The sequence below is a fragment of the Rossellomorea sp. FS2 genome (assembly GCF_047915635.1).
Taxonomy (GTDB): Bacteria; Bacillota; Bacilli; order Bacillales; family Bacillaceae_B; genus Rossellomorea; species Rossellomorea marisflavi_A.
Map to the genome: position 1 here is coordinate 1 of NZ_JBLRVS010000017.1, position 541 is coordinate 541.

At 45.7% G+C, this 541-nt stretch carries 1 protein-coding gene; it reads left to right on the plus strand.

Annotated elements, in window-relative coordinates; genetic code table 11:
• Positions 1-429, plus strand: a 429-nt coding sequence (locus ACNA6I_RS23065; protein ID WP_416314232.1) for a transposase, incomplete at its 5' end; no start/stop codon positions are given.
• Positions 430-541: the final 112 nt, after the last annotated feature.

A 541-nucleotide genomic window follows, 5' to 3' on the forward strand; every position in this document is an offset into this window, starting at 1 on the left:
CAAGAAGGCGTGGATGCTGCTGCGCTGGGCTATTGGGTCAAGTTGGTTCGCCATCATGGTGATCAAGCCTTTTCTTTTCCCTATACAACGTATTCTCCTGCCTTTAAACTAAAGGTACTTCACTATATTACGGACAAGAATTACTCCATTCGAGAGGCATCTGCCTATTTCCACCTTCCCGATCCCTGTATTGTGCGCAGGTGGTTGAGAAAGTGGGAGAAAAGGGGACGAGATGCCTTCGATTCAAAGGAAATGAGGGCCTTGACGATGACTCCTAAACCACCCAATCAACATAAGAAATTAGAAGACATGACTCCCGAAGAGCTACGAGCACACGCCGCCTATTTAGAGATGGAGAATGCTTATTTAAAAAAGCTGAGAGCCTTAGTTCAGGAGGAATCATCACCAAACAGATCAAAGCGAAAGTAGTATTTGAACTAAGGAATGCGTTCCCGGTGATTCAGCTCATCAAAGTAGCGAACCTCCCTAGAAGCACCTATTACTTCATCAAAAAACAGTGGGACCAACCCGATCCTGATCG